Annotated in this window: 1 protein-coding gene; it reads left to right on the top strand. The window is 59.2% G+C overall.

Annotated features, from left to right (window positions below; translation table 11 throughout):
* Positions 1-17: 17 nt before the first annotated feature.
* Positions 18-333 (top strand): DUF1329 domain-containing protein (locus ACU8YE_RS25715; RefSeq protein WP_446930462.1); only part of this gene is annotated, 316 nt, incomplete at its 3' end.

Genomic DNA, 333 nt, shown 5'->3' with positions numbered 1-333 from the left:
TGCCCAAGGAAGACTCGATGACGTACTTCAAGTACGACGCGCCGCCGGCGCTGGCCGGGCAAGGGGCGATTCTCAACACCTTCTACAACAAGGAGTCGGAGACGTTCTACTACTACCCGGGTCAGCGTCGCGTGCGCCGTCTGCCGTCGTACGCGTACGACTCGCCCTCGATCGGTTGGGAGAACGAGTATCCGGTGGACATCATCTCGGGCTACTACGGCCGGATCGACCGGTATGACTGGAAGCTGGTTGGCAAGAAGGAGATGTACGTTCCGTACAACGACTTCGGTGCTTACGACTTCCGCAAGAGCAAGAAGGAAGCGTTCGGCAACG

This window comes from Ralstonia sp. VS2407 (assembly GCF_052950655.1).
This window is presented reverse-complemented; position numbering and strand designations above follow the sequence as displayed.